Annotated in this window: 11 protein-coding genes; 2 read left to right on the top strand and 9 right to left on the bottom strand. The window is 70.7% G+C overall.

Annotated elements, in window-relative coordinates:
• Positions 1–82: 82 nt before the first annotated feature.
• Positions 83–2,851: a hypothetical protein gene (locus RIF89_RS04975; RefSeq protein WP_309068035.1), complete on the top strand. Its 2,769-nt coding sequence runs from the start codon at positions 83–85 to the stop codon at positions 2,849–2,851.
• A 149-nt stretch (positions 2,852–3,000) separates the two neighbouring features.
• Here RIF89_RS04975 and RIF89_RS04970 read toward each other — a convergent pair whose 3' ends face one another.
• Genes RIF89_RS04970 through rfbA form a run of 4 tightly spaced genes read right to left on the bottom strand, consistent with a single transcriptional unit; the run spans position 3,001 to position 8,127 of the window.
• Entirely contained in the window at positions 3,001–4,824 is a 1,824-nt protein-coding gene (locus tag RIF89_RS04970; protein WP_309068034.1) for a hypothetical protein, read from the bottom strand.
• The gene (gene rfbD / locus RIF89_RS04965; protein ID WP_309068033.1) at positions 4,821–6,260 is read right to left on the bottom strand and encodes a dTDP-4-dehydrorhamnose reductase; all 1,440 of its coding nucleotides are present in this window, start codon (positions 6,258–6,260) and stop codon (positions 4,821–4,823) included. The genes RIF89_RS04970 and rfbD overlap by 4 nt, the downstream gene beginning before the upstream one ends.
• Positions 6,260–7,258 (bottom strand): dTDP-glucose 4,6-dehydratase, encoded by a 999-nt coding sequence (gene rfbB / locus RIF89_RS04960; protein WP_309068032.1) that lies wholly within the window; start codon positions 7,256–7,258, stop codon positions 6,260–6,262. Before rfbB ends, rfbD begins: the two co-directional genes overlap by 1 nt.
• The gene (rfbA, locus tag RIF89_RS04955; RefSeq protein WP_309068031.1) at positions 7,258–8,127 is read right to left on the bottom strand and encodes a glucose-1-phosphate thymidylyltransferase RfbA; all 870 of its coding nucleotides are present in this window, start codon (positions 8,125–8,127) and stop codon (positions 7,258–7,260) included. Before rfbA ends, rfbB begins: the two co-directional genes overlap by 1 nt.
• Before the next feature lie 65 nt (positions 8,128–8,192).
• On the opposite strand from rfbA, the gene RIF89_RS04950 reads away from it, so the two are divergent.
• Positions 8,193–10,415: a hypothetical protein gene (locus RIF89_RS04950; RefSeq protein WP_309068030.1), complete on the top strand. Its 2,223-nt coding sequence runs from the start codon at positions 8,193–8,195 to the stop codon at positions 10,413–10,415.
• Here RIF89_RS04950 and RIF89_RS04945 read toward each other — a convergent pair.
• From RIF89_RS04945 to RIF89_RS04925, 5 genes are all read right to left on the bottom strand, one after another.
• Positions 10,357–11,298, bottom strand: a complete 942-nt coding sequence (locus tag RIF89_RS04945) for an NAD-dependent epimerase/dehydratase family protein (protein WP_309068029.1) — start codon at positions 11,296–11,298, stop codon at positions 10,357–10,359. The genes RIF89_RS04950 and RIF89_RS04945 overlap by 59 nt on opposite strands.
• Positions 11,295–12,317 (bottom strand): glycosyltransferase, encoded by a 1,023-nt coding sequence (locus tag RIF89_RS04940; RefSeq protein WP_309068028.1) that lies wholly within the window; start codon positions 12,315–12,317, stop codon positions 11,295–11,297. Before RIF89_RS04940 ends, RIF89_RS04945 begins: the two co-directional genes overlap by 4 nt.
• The gene (locus RIF89_RS04935; RefSeq protein WP_309068027.1) at positions 12,314–13,144 is read right to left on the bottom strand and encodes a glycosyltransferase family 2 protein; all 831 of its coding nucleotides are present in this window, start codon (positions 13,142–13,144) and stop codon (positions 12,314–12,316) included. Before RIF89_RS04935 ends, RIF89_RS04940 begins: the two co-directional genes overlap by 4 nt.
• On the bottom strand, positions 13,141–13,641 hold the full coding sequence (locus RIF89_RS04930) for a GtrA family protein (RefSeq protein WP_309068026.1): 501 nt from the start codon (positions 13,639–13,641) through the stop codon (positions 13,141–13,143). The genes RIF89_RS04935 and RIF89_RS04930 overlap by 4 nt, the downstream gene beginning before the upstream one ends.
• A partial coding sequence (locus tag RIF89_RS04925; protein WP_309068025.1) for a hypothetical protein occupies positions 13,638–14,615 on the bottom strand: 978 nt, incomplete at its 5' end. The genes RIF89_RS04930 and RIF89_RS04925, both read right to left, overlap by 4 nt.

The raw sequence follows: 14,615 nt of genomic DNA, 5'->3' as shown, positions 1-14,615 counted from the left end.
CACGAGGCTGAGCACACTGCTCAGGCATCACCCCGTGGGAGGAGAACTTCAGAACTTCTTTCACATCTGTCACACTGCTCACATGCGTGTCGCCCCCCACGTCCGTTCTGCCATGCCCTCGCGTGGCCGCTCCGACCGAGCCGCCCGGCTGATCCTCGCCCTCGGCGCAAGCCTTGCGCTCGTCGCGTCGCTGCTGCCCGCGCAGTCGGCATCCGCCGCCGCTCCGGCGCCGACGCCGACGCCCAGCGCGACGACGCCGGTCGAGACGCAGGCTCCCGAGCCCCCTGAGCCGACGGAGGACCCGGCGCCGGTCGCGACGGAGGAGCCCGAGCCCTCACCGGCGCCCGAGCCCGCGCAGACGGAGGCGCCCGCGCAGAGCGACGTGCCGGGACCCGACACCGAGTACGCCGCGCCGCCGGTCGCGCAGGTGGAACGCGAGGACCTCTCGGAGGTGGTCGCGGAGACGCCGCTCGCCGAGGAGGATGCCGCGGGCGACGTCACGGTCGACGCCGCCGACCCGGGCAACGTCCCGTACCCGGTCTCCGGTGCATCATCGGGGTCCGGTGACGGAGCGTCCTCGGGGCGCTTCGAGCTGGCGACCCCCGCGCAGGCCATCGTCCCCGCGGCGGCCGTCGTCGGCTTCGCGCCCGGCAACATCATCAGCAACTCGGTCTTCACCGACAAGAACACCATGACGGCGTCGCAGATCGCGTCGTTCATCAACGGCAAGGTCGCCTCGTGCAAGGCGGGCTACACGTGCCTCGAGAACTACAAGGAGAACACGCGGACGCGAGCCGCGGACGCCTACTGCTCGCGGTACGCCGGCGCGAACGGCGAGAGCGCCGCGCGCATCATCCACAAGGTCGCCCAGGCGTGCGGCATCAATCCGCGTGTGCTGCTGGTCATGCTTCAGAAGGAGCAGGGCCTCATCACGCACAACTGGCCCAGCGACTGGCGCTTCACGATCGCGATGGGCATGGGGTGCCCCGACACGGCCGACTGCGACAAGACCTACTACGGGTTCTTCAACCAGGTCTACGGCGCTGCGCGTCAGATGAAGATCTACGGCAAGAGCAGCTACTTCACCTGGTATGCGCCGGGCGGCACCCGCAGCATCCGGTACCACCCCAACGCTTCCTGCGGCTCCTCGGGCGTCTACGTGCAGAACCAGGCGACCGCGAACCTGTACTACTACACGCCCTATCAGCCGAACCGCGCGGCGCTCGCCGCCGGCAGCGGCACGGGCGACAAGTGCTCGTCGTACGGCAACCGGAACTTCTGGAACTACTTCCGTGCCTGGTTCGGCTCGACAGGCGGAGGCACGTCCTCGAGCCTGAACGGCACGCTGATCAAGGCGGAGCCGCACGTGTACCTCGTCACCGGCGGCAAGAAGGTGCACATCACCAAGGCGACGCTCTCGGAGTACCAGCGGATCTTCGGCGCCCCCAAGACGGTCACCGCGGCGACGGCGAATTCGCTCCCCAACGGGGGCGAGGCGTCGTTCTACATCCGCAACGCGAGCACGGGCGATGTGTCGCTGCTGCAGGGCGGCCAGCGCCACCACTTCTCGTCATGCGCGCAGGTCGCCGCATGGGGCTCGAAATGCGGGCGTGAGACCGTGCTGGCGTCGGCGCAGTACACGAAGGTGCCGGCGGGTTCCGCGCTGACCAAGTTCGTGCGCCTCAAGAGCGGCGGGCAGTTCCACCTGATCGAGGGCTCGACGCTCGTGCCGCTGTACAGCACCGCGAGCGCGGCGCAGCTCAACGGCGGCAAGACGCCTTACGCGGCTGTGATGCCCACCTCGCGCCAGTCGGCCTACAAAGTGGGCACCGTGCGCTGGGCTCCCGGTCGGTTCATCGAACCGGCAGGGTCGACGAAGACGTTCCTGCCGACGTGGGACTCACGCCTGCTCTACGTGCCCACCTGGCTGTACCCGGCCGAGCTCGGGCTCGCTCGCGTGCGTGACGACGGGGTGCCCGCATCGGCGAGAGCGTCCTACAAGGCGTCCGGCACGCTTCGGCAGTTCGTCTCATGCGGCGGCACCACCTACCTGCCCTCGCGGGGCACGCTCTACCCGGTACAGGCGGCTGCGGTCCGCGGCTTCCCCGTGACCGCCCTCGACGCGAAGACCTGCGGTGTGCTGCGGAAATCGACCGCCGCGCCGCTCGCGCGCGTCTTTGTGCAGGGTGTGGGCCGCAGCTCGGTCTTCGTCGCGGACGCGGGCAGATGGCGCCACGTCGCGTCACGGCCTGTTCTCGAGACGCTCGGCGGAGGGCGGTGGCCGGTTGTCCACCGTGTCGCGGCGGCCCTCGCCGACTACCTGCCCAAGGGGAGCCGCGTCACGTCGGCACGGCCTCCGTCCGGCTCGGTGATCCAGGTGCGCGGGTCCGACCCCGTCTACTTCACCGACGGCGGCAAGGCATGGTGGATCTCGTCCTGGGACATCGGCAGCGAGCTCGGGATCCGGGGGCGGCTCGCGGTGAGCTCGACGCGGACACCGCTGAAGGGGTTGGCCGTGCAGAGCCGCAACCACCTGCGCCCCGTCGTCTCCTGCGCCGACGGCATCTACGTGGCCTCGCAGGGGCGCATGTACCGGATCGACGTCTCTGGGCTGCGTGGCATCCCTGGGCAGGGCATGTCCGCCGACACGTGCGCGACCCTCAAGAAGGGCGGCGCCGTGAACGGGCGACTCTTCGTGAAGGTCGGCAAGACCACGTACGTCGCCGACAAGGGGACGCTGCGGGCACTCCGCTCCGGCGAGACGACGAAGGCGCTCAACGGGGGCCGCAGCGCCACTGTGCTCCCCTGGAATCGCGGCACGCTCGCCTTCGTGCAGGCCGGCAGTCGCTGAGCGTCCGACGTTCGTCGGGACGCGCCGGGCGGCGCCGAGCCGAAGCAGGACGCGTCAGCCGAAGCCGGCGTCAGCCGAAGATCGCGCGACGCGCTCCGCGGCGCTGAGCCGGCGCCGAGCGCGCGGTCAGCCCACCCTCGACCGGCCGGTCAGTCCTGCAGCTCGCCCTCGGCGACAAGCTCGTCCTGCAGTTCGCCCGGCATGATCCACAGCCAGCTCTCGTAGATCACGGCGTCCCGGAGCGGGAGGGCCCCGGTCTCCGTCAGCGGGGAGTCGCCGATGCACGACAGCACGATGTCCGCGTCCGGCGACGCGTCCTCGTCGGTTCGGATCGCCTCCATCGAGACGTCCGGCAGCAGCGCGTAGCCGAGCATGTTCTGACCGACGCCGGTCATGAAGCCCGAGCGGTCGCATGCGCGGTCCCACGCCACGTCGAGGTCGGGGTGCTCATCCACCAGCTCCTGAAGCGCGGAGAACATCTCCGGGTGGTATGTCTCGATCTCGCGGAAGCGGTCGGACGAGGCGTTGGCTCCCAGCGAGCCCAGCACGGCGAGCACGACGAGGGCGACGGGCGCGGCCCACTCGATGCGTCGCACCAGGCGGTAGCCGATCAGGCAGGCGAGCGCGCAGACCGACGCGATGAGCCAGAAGCTGTTCTCGTTCGTGAAGGTGGGCGTGAGGCCGCGCGGGATCGGCTCGGTGGGCAGGGTCCACGCCCACGGCAGCACGCCGGCGATGTGGGCGGGGGTGACGTAGCCCCAGGTCGGGGCCTCGCGCGAGACCCAGAACACCGTCGGAACCATGACACCGAGGGCGGCGACCAGCGCGGCGCTCCACACGGACGTGCGCACGCCGCGGACGATCACGGCGAGACCCAGCGCCACGACGAGCGCCGCCACCGGATCGAGATAGCGTCCGTAGATCCATGCGTCGAGGCGCTGCCAGGGGTTGAGGTACAGGTTCCAGTCGCTCGCCCATGCGACGACCGACAGCAGCCACGTGGCGGAGACGACTCCGAACACCCACGTCGCGCGCCCCATGCGGAAGCGACGGATCTCGCGCCACGTCAGCAGGATGAGCGCGATGGCCCCGATCGCGAAGAGGCCGTACGAGCCCACGATCTGGTTCCAGGTCTGCCCCAGCGCCACGCGCAGGAACACGCCGAGACGCATCTGCTCGATGTTCGCCCAGACGGAGTCGCTCTGCGACGGCTCCCGGCCGAGCAGCACGGTGTTGAGACGCGTGCCGAGCCTGTCGGCCGCGAAGTAGCCGGCTCCGAGTGCGACCAGTCCGATCAGCGCGACGTGCCAGCGCTTGAGCAGCAGCGCGACCAGCCAGACCGCGCTGGCCAGGACGAGAGGCAGCATGCGCATGTGTGTGAAGTAGACGGCGGCGGCCAGGACCGAGAACACCACGGCGCGGGGCCATGTGGTGCGCTCCCAGAGCCGGAACGCCGCCAGCGCGCTGCACACGACGAGCAGGAACAGCATGCGCTCGCTGAGCACATAGTCGGCCTGAACGCTTCGCGCGGGAAGCGTCGACACGATCGCGGCGACCGTGAGCGCCTGCGGGAGGGACAGCCGCAGTCGCCGCACCAGGAGGGCGAGCGGATAGATCGTGCCCGCTGCGAGCAGCCAGCCGAACACCGCGGCCGCACGGTACACGGCCTCGGGGTCGTTCCAGATCCACCACAGGGGCGTGAGCAGCACCGCCCATCCGGGGTAGTAGCCGCCGCTGTCGAACGTCGGCACGTCGAAGCCGGCCAGCAGCCGTGACAGCTCGAGCAGGTGCAGCTCGTCGAAGGGGAAGGCGGGGCGGGTCGCCGTCGCGCCGATGAAGGCCGTGGTGACGAGGTTCGCCACGATCGCGACGATCGCGACGATCCACCACACACGCGCGGCCGTGCCGGTCGAGCGCGGGCGCGCCAGACCGACGAGACCGACCGGAAGGGCGGGCGGCCGTCTCAGACTCACAGCGGGGCCCCGTCCGCCGAGGCCGTCTCGGCGAGGAGGTAGCGCGACAGGCTCTCGTCGTGGTCGGCGGGGGTGAAGCCGGTGGCCTCGATGCGGGACAGGTCCAGCACGCTGCGGTGCGGGCGCGGGGCGATCGGACGGTCGGCGCCGGCGAAGTACTGCTGGGTGGACACGGGCGTCACGCGGGCCGGGTCGTGGCCGGTGAGCTCGAAGACGCGGGCGGCGATCTGCGCCCAGGAACGGGTCCGGCCCGCGCCGGTGAGGTTGTAGACGCCGTAGTCGGGGCGCGTGTCGAGCAGGTGCCGGATGCCGCGGGCGAGGTCGGCGGTGAACGTCAGGCGGCCGATCTGGTCGTCCACGACGGACGGGTCGATTCCGCGGGCGGCGAGGGCGGCCATGGTGCGCACGAAGTTGCCGCCGTCGCCGATGACCCAGGAGGTGCGCACGATGTAGTGGCGGGGTGTCGCGGCGACGACGGCGTCGCCGGCGGCCTTGGTCTGTCCGTACACCCCGAGGGGGCACACCGCGTCGTCCTCGCGGTAGGGGCGCTCGGCGGTGCCGTCGAAGACGTAGTCGCTGGAGACGTGGACGAGCGTGACGCCGTTGTCGGCGGCGATGCGCGCGAGCGCGGCGACGCCGGTGACGTTCGCGGCCCATGCGGCGGCGCGGCCGTCGGGGGTCTCGGCGGCGTCGACGGCGGTGTGGGCGGCGGCGTTGATGATGGCGCCGTAGTCGCGCCAGTGTCGTGCGCCGGCGAGGTCGGGGGAGGAGAGGTCGAGGTCGGCGCGCGTGGCGTACTCGATGTGCGGCCCGTCGCCGAACTCGGCGCGCAGTGCGCGGCCCAGCTGCCCGCCGGCGCCGAGGATCAGGGTCTTCCGCGGCGGCACCGGCTGCGCGTCGGCGAGACGCGGATGGGCGCGGTCCTTGTCGGAGATCTCCGCGTCCGCGAGGGGGATGGGCCAGTCGATCGCTGCGGTCTCGTCGGCGAGGTTGACGAACGAGTACGAGGCGTCGGCCGACCAGTGATCGTTCACGAGGTACGTGTACGCGGTCGCGGGCTCGAGCGTCTGGAACCCGTTGGCGACGCCGCGCGGGACGAAGATCGCCTTCGACGGGTCCAGCTCGGTCGTGAACACGGTGCCGAAACCGGGCCCCTCGCGCAGGTCCACCCACGCGCCGAACACGCGTCCGGTCGCGACGGAGACCCACTTGTCCCACGGCTCGGCGTGCAGGCCGCGCGTGACGCCGGTCTCGGCGTTGAAGGAGATGTTGTTCTGCACGGGCCCGAAGTCGGGAAGACCGTGAGAGGTCATCTTCTCGCGCTGCCAGTTCTCCTTGAACCAGCCGCGCGCATCGCCGTGGACGGGCAGATCGAACAGCAGCATGCCCTCGATCGGGGTGGTCTGCGCGGACAGCTGCTTGCCCAGCTCGGTCACTACTGTCCCTTCGAGGCGTAGAAGGCTTCGACGCCGTCCTTCGCGGGGGCCCACCACGCCTCGTTGTCCCGGTACCACTCGATGGTGGCGGCGAGTCCGGCGCGGAAGTCCTGATACCGCGGCTGCCAGCCGAGCTCGGTGCGCAGCCTGGTGGAGTCGATCGCGTAGCGCAGGTCGTGCCCCGGTCGGTCGGTGACGAGGTCGTACGCGTCGCGCGGGGCGTCCATGAGCTCGAGGATCAGCTCGACGACGTCCTTGTTGTTCTGCTCGCCGTCCGCGCCGATCAGGTACGTCTGCCCGATCTGACCGCGCTCGAGGATCGTCAGCACGGCCGAGGAGTGGTCGTCGGCGTGGATCCAGTCGCGCACGTTCTCGCCCGTGCCGTACAGCTTGGGTCGGATGCCGCGGATGACGTTGGTGATCTGGCGCGGGATGAACTTCTCCACGTGCTGGTACGGGCCGTAGTTGTTGGAGCAGTTGCTGATCGTCGCGCGCACTCCGAACGAGCGCACCCACGCGCGCACAAGCAGGTCCGAGCCGGCCTTCGTCGACGAGTACGGCGATGACGGGTTGTACGGGGTGGTCTCCGTGAACCGGGCGGGGTCGTCCAGCTCCAGATCGCCGTACACCTCATCGGTGGAGATGTGATGGAAGCGCACGTCGTGCTTGCGTGCCGCCTCCAGCAGCGTGTACGTGCCGATGATGTTCGTGTCCAGGAACGGCCGGGGGTCGTTCAGCGAGTTGTCGTTGTGCGACTCCGCAGCGAAGTGCACGACCGCGTCGACATCGCGGAACAGCGCATCCACCAGCTCGGCGTCCGCGATGTCTCCCTCGACGAACGACACCCGATCCTCGGGAAGCCCCGCCAGCGATGCGCGGTTGCCCGCGTACGTGAGCTTGTCGAGCACCGTGACGCTGTCATCCGTGTGCGCGACGACGTGGTGCACGAAGTTCGAGCCGATGAATCCGGCACCGCCGGTGACGAGAAGACGAGCCATCAGCGTCCACGCTCCAGAATCTCCAGGAGGTACGTGCCGTACCCCGACTTGACCAGCTTCTGCGCGCGTGCGCGCAGTTCATCATCGCTCAGGAAGCCCGAGCGCCAGGCGACCTCCTCGGGGGCGCCGATCTTGAGGCCGGTGCGGCGCTCCATCGTGCGCACGTAGTCGGCGGCGTCGGTCATCTGGTCGAACGTGCCGGTGTCCAGCCAGGCCGTGCCGCGCGGGAGGACCTCGACGCTGAGCTTGCCCCGTTCGAGGTAGGCCGCGTTGACGTCGGTGATCTCGTACTCGCCGCGCGGGGAGGGCTTCAGGCCGCGGGCGATCTGGACCACGTCGTTGTCGTAGAAGTACAGACCGGGGACGGCGTAGTTGCTCCGCGGCTGCGCGGGCTTCTCCTGCAGGGACACCGCGCGTCCGTCCTCATCGAACTCGACAACGCCGTACGCAGACGGCTCGGCGACCCAGTAGGCGAACACGGCACCGCCATCGACCTCCGCGAACCGCTTCAGCTGCGAGCCGAGCCCGGGGCCGTACAGCAGGTTGTCGCCGAGGACGAGCGCGACCTTGTCGTCGCCGATGAAGTCGGCGCCGATCGTGAACGCCTGGGCGAGCCCGTCCGGGGAGGGCTGCTGCGCGAACGTGATCGACACGCCGAACTGCGACCCGTCACCCAGCAGGCGCTCGAACGCCGCCGCGTCATGCGGCGTCGTGATCACCAGGATGTCCCGGATCCCCGCCAGCATCAGCGTCGACAGCGGGTAGTAGATCATCGGCTTGTCGTACACCGGCACGAGCTGCTTGGAGACGCCGAGCGTGATCGGATGCAGACGCGTGCCAGAACCGCCGGCGAGGATGATGCCCTTCACCCGACCATCGTGTCACAAGCGGCTTTACCGCCCGCTGAACGCGGCGGTTGTTAGCATCGGTCTCCGTGAACCCACGCCTGCTCCGCTTGCTCTGGCCGCTGGCGGCGGCGGTCGTCACCACGGTCTTCGCGCTCGCCCGCCTGCTGGGCGATCCGCGGTTCTATTTCGCGGACGATACGCAGCTCGGCTCGTTCGGGCAGTGGTGGCAGCTCGGCGATCAGCTGCGTCAGGGGCGTCTGCCGATCATGGAGCCGTCGGCCTGGCAGGCCGGCAACTACCTGGCCGAGGGGCAGTGGGGCCTGTTCAGCCCGCTCACCTGGCTGATCGCGCTGGGCGCGCGCGCCAGCGAGGATCCTGTCGTCTTCGCGACGGTCGTGAAGGTCTCCTTCCTCGTGCTGCTGAGCCTGGGCACCTATCTGCTCGCGCGGTCGTTCACGGCCGCGCGCCCATGGGCGGCGCTCGCCGCGGTCCTCGTGCCGCTGTGCGGCTTCACGGTGTACATGGACGCCGCGTCATGGTCGACCGGCCTGTTCAACGCCGCACTGCTCCCCTGGGTGTGGTGGGCGCTGCGTCGCGCGGTCGAGGCGGCGCGCTCGCCCCTGCCGTACCTGGTCGCGAGCTACCTGCTCGTCTCGTTCGGGTACGTGTTCGGCGTGATCGCGCTCGTCGGGATCCTCGTGGAGTCGCTCGTGCGGGCGATCTGGCAGCGCGACCGCGACCGGATCATCCGGAGCCTGCTGGCGTCCGCATGGGGAGCGGCGTGGACGGTGCTCGTCTACCTGCCCGGCATCCTCACGGCATCCGTCACGCCGCGCGGCGACTTCGTGGTGCGCAACTGGTTCTTCCTGAACGCGGATCTCACGGACGTCGCGGGGGCCGCGGCGCCGACGTTCCCCGCCACCATCCGCACGTGGGTCGAGGAGGTCAAGGCTCCCGAGGGGGTGCTCGAGGAGGGCGTGGCGCTGTGGACCGGGCTGCCGACGAATGCGCCGCTCGTGTACATCGCGTGGCTGCTGCCGTACTTCCTCCTCGTGCTGCCGCTGTCCCGCGCGGCCCTGCGTCGGTGCATCCCGCTTCTCGTGCTGGGTTCCGCGACATTCATCGCGATCCTCGCGCCGAGCCACATCGCGGCGATCCGCTGGCCGCTGCGATTCATCCCGTACCTCACGCTCGCGCTGCTCGTACTCTTCGCGGTCGCGGCGACACGGACGCGCTGGCGGGAGCTGCCCAAGAGCAGGATCCGCTGGACGGTCGCGCTCATCCTCCTGCTGGCGGTCCTGAACATCGGCAACGTGCCTCTGGAGTGGCGCAGCGTCGGCGCGACGGTCGTCGTGCAGTTGGTCCTGCTGGCCGCGATCGTGCTCGTGGCGCGCCGGCCCTGGCGCGAGGCCGCACGCACGGCCGTGTTGGTGGTGGGCGGGGTCGCGGTCACGGCCGTGACCGTCGCCGCCCAGATCGTCGCGATGCCGCGTACGCCGCTTCCCGGCAGCGCCGTGCCCGACGTGAGCGCGATGCGTCAGGTGCTGAGCGAGCCGCACGGCGACGCGATCGCGGTGGGGAACATCAACGCCGGCTCGGGCGACCCCGCGACGTGGGACGAGCGCCTGATCGCCAACCTCTGGTACCTGAGCGAGACCGACGTGTCGAACCTCTACACGGTGCTGCCGTATGACGACTTCATCCAGGACCTCTGCATGGACCTGCGCGGCAACACGTGCGCGAAGGCGCTCGACACGCTGTGGAGCACCGACCGCGAGACGGGCGAGCGGCTCAGCGACCTGATGAGCGTCAGCACGGTGCTCGCGATGAAGGCGACCTTCCCCGAGCAGCCGCAGGCGCCGGACGGCTGGCACCTCGAGCGCGAGGGCGAGTTCACCTGGCTGTTCCAGCGCGACGAGCCGCTGCCGGCAGCGGGCGGGGTGGTCTGGACGGGGGACGGCACGGCACTGAGCGGGATCCAGGCGGCGGACGGCGCGGTGAGCTTCCGCGTGGACGACGTGGGCGCGGACGGCCGGGTCGTGCTGAGCCGCCTGGACTATCCGGGCTATGTGATCAGCGGTGCACGAGAGGGGGAGCCGGTGCGTGACTGGCTGCTCACGGTCGACGTGTCGGACGCCGCGCCGGGTGACGTCGTGACCGTGCGCTTCCAGCCGCCGGGGCTGCCGCTGCTCGTCGGCGCCGCTTCTCTGGGAGTGCTTGTGGCGGGCGCCTGGCTCGTCCTGCGGTTCGTCAGCCGTCGACGCGCCGCACGGCCGACGACGCCAGCTGCGACGCATACACGCGGCTGAGGCCCTCGGGCAGGGTCGTGCGCGCGAGACCGTCCAGGTCGGTCCACACGCGCGACCGCACGCGCAGGTCGAGCGCCTGACCGCGCGCGTCGCCGCCTCCCAGGACGATCAGACCGCGGCGGCGGTGAAGGCGCCGCAGCTCGCCGATCAGCGCGCCGATCGAGACCGTCAGGCCGCTGCCGACGATCTTCACGGTGGTGGTCCCCGCGGGCGTCTGCCCTGCCCGCAGGGACGCGGCCGAGATGATCCGCGCCGCGTCGTCCTCGTACACGTAGTCGCGCAGCGTGTCGAGGGGAACGTAGATCGAGGCGGGTACGCCGGTGAGGTGGGCGCGGATCAGGATCGAGATCAGTCCCTGCGCCTTGGCGAGATCCTGACCGGGACCGTAGAGGTTGGTCACGCGCGCAACGAGCGACCGCCAGCCGCCCGCGGCCGTCGCCCCTGCCAGGGCCGCCTCCATCGCGAGCTTGCCCTGACCGTAGGCGGACGCCGGCGCGGTCGGGGTGAACTCGGTGTAGGGCGCGTCGGGAGAGGCGGCCCAGGCGCCGCCGACAGACGACGCCAGCATGAACGTGAGCCGCGCCCGCGTCTCGGCGGGCAGCGCGCCGAGCTCGGCGACGAAGCGCTCGAACACGTCCACCTCGGCGAACACCCTGTGCGCGGGCGTCGAGGTCACGGCGCGGCCGGCGGTCCAGGAGATCTCGAGGTGGTCGTCGGGAGCGGCCCCCGCGACGAAGCGCGCCAGGGCGTCCGACAGGGCGGCGACGGTGCCGTCACCGTCGTTCCAGTCGGGCACGTCGGCTCCGAACGGCGCATCCCGGCGGGCGCGCGCGACAGCACGTCCGAGCAGGCCCCGGCCGATGATCCAGCGACGTACGGTCACGGCGTCCGTGCGGGCGAGCCCCCGACCTGCTCCCGGCCGGCGTGCGCGAGCGGCCCCGTCGCGGGGTCGCGCACGATGAGGTACGACGGCTTGCCCAGCGCGGTGCTGACGGCGATGCCCAGGTACTCCGCGATGATCCCGAGCGCGACCAGGATGATGCCGATGCCGAGCAGCAGCACGACCATGAGCGAGGTCCATCCCGGCTCGTTCACGACGCCCGCCAGCCGGGCGATGGAGAGGTAGAGGGCGAACACGATGCCCGCGATGAACACGATCGTGCCGGTGACGGTGACGAGCCGCAGGCCGCGCGTGCCGGAGGTCAGCACCATGCTCCAGAAGTGCCCGAACAGGCGGCGGTAGGAGTAGCCGGATCGACGGTCGCCCTCCGTGCGCAGCGTCACGGGGGCCGTGGCGGTGCGCGAGGCGATCCAGCTCAGAGCGATGTCGAGGTAGACGCCGGTGCCGGCGTATGCGGCGACGCTGCGCCCGATCTCACCCAGCACGAGGCGGAAGCTGTGGAAGTCGGTCGCCCGACCGCCGCTGAACATCGTCTCCAGGATGCGCTTCGACGTGCGCGACGCCGTGTTGCGCAGGGCGCCGTGCGGCGGGCGGTTCACGGGGTCGGCGTACACCAGGTCGGCCTGCGCGTCGAGCGCCGCGTCGAGCAGCGAGCCGATGTCTCCCGGGTCGTGCTGGCCGTCCTCGTCCATCGTGACGATCCACTCGCCTCCCGAGCTCGCCATGCCGGCGAGCGTCGCGGCGTGCTGCCCGTAGTTGCGGCTGAGCCAGACGGGCACGACCCAGTCGTCCGCCGCCGCGAGCCGGCGGATGACCACATCGGAGCGATCAGGGCCGCGATCGTAGGCCAGGATGACCTCGCCCACCTGCCCGGCGCGGCCGCCCGGCGTGCGGAAGCCCCGCGTCAGCGGCCGCAGCTCTTCGATGACCGCGTCGAGGGTGCGCTCGCCCTGGTAGACCGGGATCACCACGCTGATCCGGTGCACATACAGGTCGGTCATCGCATCCTCCTCTTCAGCACACGATACGAGAGGCGTCGGGCGCGAGCCATGAGCGCGGCCCGCACGTCGCCGACCCGGCGATCCGTGGCGGAGATCGCCTCGGGATGCGTCTCACGCACCCACGTGTGGTACTCGCGCGCCTCGGCCGCCTGGCGCGAGGCGAGCGCGACGCTCCACTGCGCATCGCTCATCCGGAAGGTCGCACCGACCTCGGGATCCGGCACGAAGTCGCCCTCGAACAGCACGCGCGTGTACGTCGCCTGGTCGATGAAGTAGGAGAAGCTGTCGTTCCAGCCGCCCGTGCGCGCGAGCACGTCACGCCGCATCATGACGGAGGCGGGCTCGCCGAACAGGTTCGACCCCGCGAGCACCGCACGGCGCACGGCCTCGGCGCCGGGCATGCGGCGGTCGATCCCGCGCAGGCCCCAGGCGGGAAGGAGGACGGCGCCGCTCGCGTCGATCAGGTCCCGGCGGCACGCGGTCATCACCGCGCCCGTCGAGGCGAGAATCTCGGTCTGCCGTGCCAGCACCCCGGGACGCAGCACGTCGTCGCCGCACACCAGCTTGATGAACGTGCCGCGCGCGGCATCCGTGACGCGGTTCCAGTTGCGGCCGGCGCCGCCGCCGGCCTCGGTCTCGAGCAGGATGACGCGCGGGTCGCTCGCGAACGACCGCATGACCGCAAGCGTGTCGTCGGTGGACGCGTGGTCGGCGACGATGACCTCCATGCCGTTGACGTCCTGATCCAGGATCGAACGCAGCGTCTCGGCGAGCGTGCGGGCGTTGTTGAAGGCGGGGACGACGACGCTGAGAGGGGGCGCGTTCACCGCTCCTCCTTTCCGCGATGGAACGAGAACCGGCTGTGGCCGAACCAGCTGATCACCGCGATCACGAACGTGAACAGGAACTGCGCGACGATGTCATCCAGCCCCAGCAGGATCGTCAGGGGCGGCACGACGAGGTGGTTCAGCAGGAAAGACGTCAGGTACACGAGCTGGAAGCGCCAGAAGTCCAGCCACAGGTGGCCGCGCACGCGGAAGACCAGCTTGCGGTAGAGGACGAACGCCGAGATCGTGCTGCAGAGGTGGGCGCACGTGATCGTGAGGAAGATCGTCCACTTCGCATCGGGCCAGACCTGGTCGAACAGCAGCGAGAACAGGATGAACCACACGAAGCCCACGCCCGTGTTGATCGCGCCCACCACGAGGAAGGCCACGCGACGGTCCTTGATCAGGCGCAGCAGCGGCCCATCGGGCGCGGCGCCGGCGCCGATCGCCTGCTCGGCGCCTCCCGGCAGCTCCTCGCGGTCACGGTCCTGAGTCACGCGGCCTCGTCGCGTCGTCGCCGCCCCACGAGGAGCACCACCGCCAACACGGCGCCCGCCATCGAGACGCCGAAGCCGAGCCACGTCGGGCCGGGATAGATCGCCGCCTGCGGGCCGCCGAGGTCGCGCGCGAGCGTCGCCGCGATCTCGAGCCCCAGCAGTGTGGCGCGCACGAGCGTCCACACCGCCAGCGGGATGCCGCGCAGCCACAGCAGCGGCAGCACGAGCAGCGGGGCGAGGAACGGCAGCAGCGCGAAGAAGTAGCGGGCGAAAGAGCTGCCGCCGCCCGCCGTGTGCAGCACCTGCATGATCGCGATACCGCCGCACGCGCACAGGGCCGTCAGCAGCACGAGGATCCGCACGGCGCGGTCGGCGTCGTCGCGCAGCACCCGAGCGACATACATCACGATGCCGGCGACGACGGGCAGCACGAACAGCAGCAGCGTCCACGGCCAAGCGGGCTCGAGCGCGCGGGGGAGGGGCGGGTACGTGCCGACCGAGAACTGCTCGGTCATCGTCGTCCAGAATCGCCCATCCGTCGCGACGTCCAGTGCGGGGCGCGCGACGCGGCTCGTGTGCTCCGCCGCCCAGTCGGGATGCCCACCGCTGACGTTGCCGGTGATCGCGAGATTGCGCAGGTAGAACCACAGGGATGAGGCGACGACGGCGACACCCGCCGCGACGGCCGCGGCCCACGCGTGCGTCGGACGCAGCCGGCCGGGCAGATACCCGATCACGATGACGGCGACCGCGAACAGGATCGCGACCGGCAGCAGCGAGAACCGCGTGAGGGAGCATGCCGCGCACGCGAGCGCGAACACCACGATGTCCCGCACGGGCGTCACGCCGCGCGCCAGGCGGAGGAGGCCGTAGAACGCGAGCGCGCTCACGAGCGCGGCGAGGGTGTCGGTGTAGACGGAGCCGCCCAGGCGCACGAACCACACCGAGAGCCCGACGACCAGTGCGGATGCCAG

Source organism: Microbacterium sp. (assembly GCF_031178525.1).
GTDB lineage: Bacteria > Actinomycetota > Actinomycetes > Actinomycetales > Microbacteriaceae > Microbacterium.
The sequence above is the reverse complement of the archived record's forward strand: the minus strand, read 5'-3'. Positions and strand labels throughout refer to the sequence as shown.

Bases quoted from the DNA above. Each gene is read 5' to 3' on its own strand.
- RIF89_RS04975 (WP_309068035.1), top strand. From the start codon at position 83: ATGCGTGTCGCCCCCCACGTCCGTTCTGCCATGCCCTCGCGTGGCCGC.
- RIF89_RS04940 (WP_309068028.1), bottom strand. From the start codon at position 12,317: ATGACCGACCTGTATGTGCACCGGATCAGCGTGGTGATCCCGGTCTAC.
- rfbB (WP_309068032.1), bottom strand. From the start codon at position 7,258: ATGGCTCGTCTTCTCGTCACCGGCGGTGCCGGATTCATCGGCTCGAAC.